The sequence below is a fragment of the Flavobacterium sp. AG291 genome (assembly GCF_003350375.1).
In the GTDB taxonomy this organism is placed as follows: Bacteria; Bacteroidota; Bacteroidia; order Flavobacteriales; family Flavobacteriaceae; genus Flavobacterium; species Flavobacterium suzhouense.
On the sequence record NZ_QQAR01000024.1, the window covers coordinates 1 to 5,654 of the forward strand.

Consider the following 5,654-nt stretch of genomic DNA (forward strand, 5'->3'; position numbering starts at 1 on the left):
CACGCTCAGAACCGTCGTTCAGAATTCCTAATTGTTAAGAAGTAATCACACACAGGTCGTTTCTTAATAAACCAACTATAGTGAAAGCCTCCGCATTATGCGGAGGCTTTTTTTTGTTTATAGTAATAAAAAAGCCTCCATCTTGGAGGCTCATTATTTTATGATGAATGATTTTAATTATCACTTTGAAACCATTCTGCAAAAGAAGTTTCAGTTTCCTGTAAACGTAATGAATGAAGCTGTATGTTGTCCGGTAGTCTCCTTTTGATTTTCTGGGCAAAGTCTATTACCATATTTTCACTTGTTGGCTGGTAATCGACTAAAATTACATGGTGTCCCCTGTTTTTTAATTCGGCAGCAAGCTCAACGTGTGGAGTGTTTTGATTGAATACCGTTGCGTGATCAAAAACATCCACGATGTCTTCTTTTACGATTTTTTTCAGATCTCCAAAATCTATTACCATTCCGAATTTTACATTAGTAGGATCGGTTATGGGTTCGCCTATTACCGTAACCGAAAGCTTATAACTATGGCCATGTACATTTTTGCATTTGCCATCGTAGCCATAAAGGGCGTGGCCGGTCTCAAAAGTAAACTGTTTGGTAATCCTGATTTTGCTCATTATAATCGTATTAAGCCTGCAAATTTACTAAATAATATGCATCAATCTAATTTATTATAAAGCTATCGGTTTTCAGAGTATCTTTGATGCACTATTTTTAGTTAATCATGGATGATTTACAGTTAAACCCGTTATATGAAAAGGTTATTGATGACCTGATGGAGCAGCAGTATAGTGTTATAGACGACTTTTTTACAAAAGAAGAAGTTTTAGCCCTGCGAACGGCATTGCTTGCTAAATATGATGAGGACAGGTTTAAAAAGTCGGCAATAGGAAATCAGTCCAACGAGAAGATAATAGATGCCATTAGAGGCGATTTTATCCTTTGGCTTGATGAAGAACATGCATTGGGTGCTGAAAGTTGTTTTTTTGCCAAATTAAACGATTTTCAGGATTATCTTAATCGTACCTGTTACATGGGGATTAACGAAAAGGAATTTCATTATGCCTTATACCCTGAAGGGACTTTCTATAAGCGTCACCTGGATACCTTTCAAAATGACAGCCGACGAAAATTATCTATGGTTTGTTATCTCAATTCCGAAGACTGGCTACCTGAATATGGTGGCGAGCTTACCATTTATCTCAATGAAGATGGTTCAGAAAAGGCAATAGATATTTATCCTGTACAAGGCAGGGTAGTAATTTTTGAAAGCCAGGTGCTCGAACACGAAGTAAAACCCGTAAAAAGGGAAAGGCTTAGTATTACTGGCTGGCTTAAAACCAGAGGGTAATTATTTCTTGAATTGAGACAAGGCATTTTTCGTAAAATCAGAAAGCGCCAATCGGCCTGATATTTTAGCTCTGTCGGTTAGCAGAGTATCCCAGTTTTCTGTGCCTTCCCATAGTACTCTTTTCATGTCTGCTAAAGCTTCAGGATTGTACGAGGCAAGCTTTTGGGTAAAGATGTCAAGTTCTTTGTCTAAATCTGCTGTATTTTCAAAAACCTTAGCATAAAGACCTTTTTTTTCAGCCCAATACGCATTTTTCCACTCATGGGCTGCAAGCGTCATTTCCGATAGTGCAGCTTTCCCCATTTTGCGTTCCACAGCAGGCGCAATTACAAACGGACCGATACCAATTGTTAGTTCGGATAGTTTTACTGAACTGTTTACGGTTGCCAATGCATAGTCACAGGCTGCAGCAATACCAACACCACCACCTACAGCTTTTCCGTGTATGCGACCTACGATAAGTTTTGAGCACTTGCGCATTGCATTAATTACATTGGCAAAACCGGAAAAGAATACGGCCCCCTGGTCAAGATTGTTTACCGCCAAAAGTTCGTCGAACGAAGCACCGGCGCAAAATGCACCTTCGCCTTCACTTCTCAGAACGATAAGGTTTACTTGTGGATTATTGCTAAGTGTGTTCAGCTCGTCTGCCAAGCGTTGAAGCAATTCTCCGGGAAATGAATTGCTGGCGGGATGGCCAAACTCAACAGTAGCAATTGTGTTCTCGATTTTTGTATATAATGATCCGTTAGGCCTCGTGGTAGTTGACATGTAAATTATTTTGAAGTAAAAGTAATGGAAATGTAAAAAAGGTAAAACACTTTTTTTAAAAGTTTATAATTAGTGTTGTAAATTGGAAATTAATTATACTATATTTGTGACACATAATGGGGATGTAGCTCAGCTGGCTAGAGCGCTTGCATGGCATGCAAGAGGTCGTGGGTTCGACTCCCATCTTCTCCACTTTTACTGAATTTTTAGCTTTTTTAAAACAAAGCAAAATTTTCAAAAAGTATCGTAAAACCTGCAAAATCAATGTTTTGCAGGTTTTTTGTTTCTTTTACTACCTGGAGAATTTTCAAAAGTGATAAAAAAAATTGTGGTAAATCTGTGGCAATTTCTAGTGCCGGATAAAATTGCCACAAAATAGGGGTTAATCTTTTGATAATCAACCTGTAAATAGGTTTTACATCTTGACTTAAAGACGGTATAATTCGAACTTTATTAATTTAAAAATGTTGAATTATGTTAGAACAAAGTTTCGGGCTTACCTTCTTTTTGAAGAGCTCGTCAAAGCAGAGCAATGAAAGGTTTATCTATTGGAGGACAACAGTAGATGGAATCCCTAAAGAAACTTCTACAAAGCGAAAGTGGAACGTCCAACGCTGGAATCAAAAATTGGAAAGAGCAACTGGTATTAAGGAAGATGCTAAAGCTGTAAATCTGTTTCTGGATTCGCTAGCTGCCAGGATAAACCACTACCGAACCAGCCTGATGTTGGAAGGACATACCATTACGGCTCAAAGACTGATTGATTTTGTGTTGGGTAAGACTGTTTCTAAAGCAAAAGTTATGGAAGAGTTCAGTCTTCATAATGATGAAATTAAAGCCTTAGTTCCCAGAGAGTATTCAAAAGTCACCCATATAAGATACGAGACCGCTAAGTCTCATGTTAGGGAGTTTTTAAAGTTTAAGTATGGAATTGATGACCTGGAGTTCAGAGAACTTAATTACGAGTTTGTCAAGGACTTTGAATTTTATTTGAAATCGGTAAAGGGGATAAGCAATAATACTACACTTAAGTACATTTCCAATTTTAAGAAAATTGTTCTTAGAGCTATTGACAAAGAGATTATAACCGTCGATCCTTTTAAAAGATTCAAAAGTAAAACAGAGAAAATCATTAAAAGGCCATTGTCGAAGTATGAATTAAATCAGTTGGAGAATCATCCTATCACGATCGAAAGGCTTGCTACGGTAAGAGATGTGTTCGTGTTTCAATGTTATACAGGGGTAGCATATATTGATGTATTTAACCTTAAGATTTCTGATATTAACAGGGAGATGATGATCAATTCTGGATTATAAGTGAGAGCCAAAAAACTGGCAGTTCTTTTAAGGTGCCACTGCTTCCTCAGGCGCTTAAAATTATGGAGCGATATAAGGAACACCCGCAGAGCCTTAAAAGAAATACTGTTCTTCCTGTTATTTCTAATCAAAGAATGAATGGCTATCTTAAAGAAATCGCGGATTTGTGCGGTATTGAAAGCACACAGAACACCCATAAAGCTCGGCGAACTTTTGGAAGTACGGTAACTCTTAACAATAATGTTCCCATACACGTCGTAAAAGAGATGCTGGGGCACAGTTCTGTGAAACAGACTGAGGAGTATGCTCTAACAGAGCAGCAGTCAATTGGACGAGAAATGAAACGACTTAAGGATAGACTAAGTACTGCTGAGCCGCGATTAAAGAATACTGTAGCTGCTGACGTTGCAGAAGTTATACTAGTGAAACCCGATGAAAAGCATACAGGGATAGACCGGGTGGACAAGTCTGAATTTAGAAGTGTTCTTTGGGTATGTAGATAGGTCATGTTAATCATGATAATTAAATTGTGTCATCACTGATGACACAATTATTTAAACCAAAAACTCCACCTCACTTTTATACCCCGGATGATAGGAAGGAGTGTACTTTATAATCCCTAATTCCTGAAGTTCCTTTAAATACTTATGGTAAGAAGGAAGTGTCTTAATGTGAGATAATGCCATTAGTCTTTTTCGACTGACATTAATGACTTTGTATTGTTTCTGTTTAGTGCCTAATAGCATTATAGCTGTTAGGAGCGCAAAATGCCAGACATTCAGCCTGGCATCTTTCTCTAATTTCGATAGGTGGTTTTTAAATTCTCTTTTCATAACTACTCAGTTACCGGTGAATAGTTTCATCAGGTCGGCTCTATTGTAATAATAGGAACCTAATACTTTCCTGAATCTAATCTTACCTGTTACTCTTAAGTTTTGCAACGATCCGGGTGACATCGTAAGCAGTTTTCTGGCGGCTCTGCTCTTGAGCCATTCCAAATTGTCCTCTTTTTTAATTTCGGGTTTTAGTTTACGGATTTCATCAATAATCATAAGGCTGAACTGCCTTAAATCGTCTTTTGTTACGTGCTCGCTCATAATCCTCTTCATTTAGATTCGACATCATTTATATGCGTAATAGCGTAAACAATAAAAATACAACAGGCAATTAAATATTTGATGGGTAAAATTTAGCTAGGATCCTCTCGATTTTTAAGCTTTAAATGTAATCCATTGCACTCGTCAAGGATTTGTGATTCCTCTGTTGGCTCAGGTCAAGTGCCAGGCTAAGAACTTCCGCTATAGTGAAAGCAGAAGCATATTTCGTATTCCCCTCATTATCCTCCATACCGTATAAAGCAGCTGTGCAGACGCTGATAATATCTACCACAGTTAGTGTAAGGTCATTGTATCCGGTGAAATATAATCCGACCTTATGTATTCCTTCACGTTTTGAAGATGGTCTTAGTGTGTTGAATTCTGTTGCCGTTGTAAGCTTTTCGGTAAAAGCGCCGAGAGCTTTTAGATTTTCATCTTCCATGATTAAAGATTTTCAGATTTTGTTGCTGTGTCTGTATTGTCAGTTGAAATTTCGCTCTTCTTACACTGAGCAAGATACTGCTTAACCAATATTCATAAATTCTTTCAAGACGAGCAAAAGGGAAAGCGTGAAAACGTAATGCTTCAGAGTATTTATAACTACAGCAAAAAAAATCAATTTGAACAAGCGGTGTTTCTAATTGGTGCCAAACATAAAAAATCAATAATTCGAAAAATCGATGAGTTTAAAAATTCTCAGAAATAAAGTTAAATTAGGGAATGTATGAAGGTAGATAGAAAACCAGTTGTTATTTAAACAAAACCTTTCGGTAAACCGTCAGGATTTGTTTTTAATTGTTTCAAGAGCATGCCCTTCAGGCATGTACTTTTAGATTTATATTAACTTTATTGATTCAATTATTTTTTCACAAAGAATAAAAGAAAAGCAAGTTATTGTGCGGAGTCAAGTGCACGCGCATAATGGCTAGGCTCATTCTTCACCTTGCCACCCTTTGGGACTTATAGCGCTCCGTTTAACTTGTCCGCACAATTTGTGAACTGCTTTCTTTTTTCTCTTTTTCTTCTGAAAAAAAATTAATTGAAAGAAAGATGTTCTTTGACATAAACACATTAATAAAAAACGCCTGAAGGTAATATTTTCTTCTGCGTGC

The 5,654-nt window shown here is 37.2% G+C and carries 9 protein-coding genes and 1 tRNA gene; 4 read left to right on the top strand and 6 right to left on the bottom strand.

Translation table 11 applies throughout. The features are described from left to right. Positions 1-173 precede the first annotated feature (173 nt). A complete protein-coding gene (locus DEU42_RS17245; RefSeq protein WP_114759580.1) occupies positions 174-623 on the bottom strand; it encodes a 6-pyruvoyl trahydropterin synthase family protein in 450 nt (149 codons plus the stop codon). A gap of 107 nt (positions 624-730) precedes the next feature. Here DEU42_RS17245 and DEU42_RS17250 point away from each other — a divergent pair, with 107 nt between their 5' ends. Beyond that, entirely contained in the window at positions 731-1,357 is a 627-nt protein-coding gene (locus DEU42_RS17250; RefSeq protein WP_114759581.1) for a 2OG-Fe(II) oxygenase, read from the top strand. Here DEU42_RS17250 and DEU42_RS17255 read toward each other — a convergent pair whose 3' ends face one another. Then, entirely contained in the window at positions 1,358-2,128 is a 771-nt protein-coding gene (locus DEU42_RS17255) for an enoyl-CoA hydratase/isomerase family protein (protein ID WP_114759582.1), read from the bottom strand. It abuts the gene before it with no gap. Positions 2,129-2,246: 118 nt separating this feature from the next. Between DEU42_RS17255 and DEU42_RS17260 the strand changes: the two genes are divergently transcribed. From DEU42_RS17260 to DEU42_RS17705, 3 genes are all read left to right on the top strand, one after another. Further along, positions 2,247-2,320: transfer RNA gene (locus DEU42_RS17260), tRNA-Ala, on the top strand. Positions 2,321-2,755: 435 nt separating this feature from the next. Continuing rightward, on the top strand, positions 2,756-3,445 hold the full coding sequence (locus tag DEU42_RS17700; RefSeq protein WP_233506727.1) for a site-specific integrase: 690 nt from the start codon (positions 2,756-2,758) through the stop codon (positions 3,443-3,445). 32 nt (positions 3,446-3,477) lie between these two features. Beyond that, positions 3,478-3,948, top strand: coding sequence for a tyrosine-type recombinase/integrase (locus tag DEU42_RS17705; protein ID WP_233506728.1), 471 nt, complete (start codon positions 3,478-3,480; stop codon positions 3,946-3,948). Positions 3,949-3,999: 51 nt separating this feature from the next. Here DEU42_RS17705 and DEU42_RS17270 read toward each other — a convergent pair whose 3' ends face one another. The 4 genes from DEU42_RS17270 to DEU42_RS17710 all read right to left on the bottom strand — a co-directional run. Next, positions 4,000-4,278, bottom strand: a complete 279-nt coding sequence (locus DEU42_RS17270) for a hypothetical protein (RefSeq protein ID WP_114759583.1) — start codon at positions 4,276-4,278, stop codon at positions 4,000-4,002. A gap of 6 nt (positions 4,279-4,284) precedes the next feature. Continuing rightward, complete coding sequence (locus DEU42_RS17275; protein WP_114759585.1) at positions 4,285-4,542, bottom strand: DNA-binding protein; 258 nt, start codon at positions 4,540-4,542, stop codon at positions 4,285-4,287. A gap of 121 nt (positions 4,543-4,663) precedes the next feature. Further along, positions 4,664-4,984, bottom strand: coding sequence for a hypothetical protein (locus tag DEU42_RS17280; RefSeq protein WP_114759584.1), 321 nt, complete (start codon positions 4,982-4,984; stop codon positions 4,664-4,666). Between the two features lie 489 nt (positions 4,985-5,473). Continuing rightward, positions 5,474-5,654, bottom strand: a 181-nt coding sequence (locus DEU42_RS17710; RefSeq protein WP_233506730.1) for a hypothetical protein, incomplete at its 5' end; no start/stop codon positions are given.

What these genes read in the sequence shown, in the direction of transcription:
- DEU42_RS17245 (WP_114759580.1), bottom strand. Translation starts at nt 623, where the DNA reads ATGAGCAAAATCAGGATTACCAAACAGTTTACTTTTGAGACCGGCCAC.
- DEU42_RS17250 (WP_114759581.1), top strand. Translation starts at nt 731, where the DNA reads ATGGATGATTTACAGTTAAACCCGTTATATGAAAAGGTTATTGATGAC.
- DEU42_RS17255 (WP_114759582.1), bottom strand. Translation starts at nt 2,128, where the DNA reads ATGTCAACTACCACGAGGCCTAACGGATCATTATATACAAAAATCGAG.
- DEU42_RS17270 (WP_114759583.1), bottom strand. Translation starts at nt 4,278, where the DNA reads ATGAAAAGAGAATTTAAAAACCACCTATCGAAATTAGAGAAAGATGCC.
- DEU42_RS17275 (WP_114759585.1), bottom strand. Translation starts at nt 4,542, where the DNA reads ATGAGCGAGCACGTAACAAAAGACGATTTAAGGCAGTTCAGCCTTATG.
- DEU42_RS17280 (WP_114759584.1), bottom strand. Translation starts at nt 4,984, where the DNA reads ATGGAAGATGAAAATCTAAAAGCTCTCGGCGCTTTTACCGAAAAGCTT.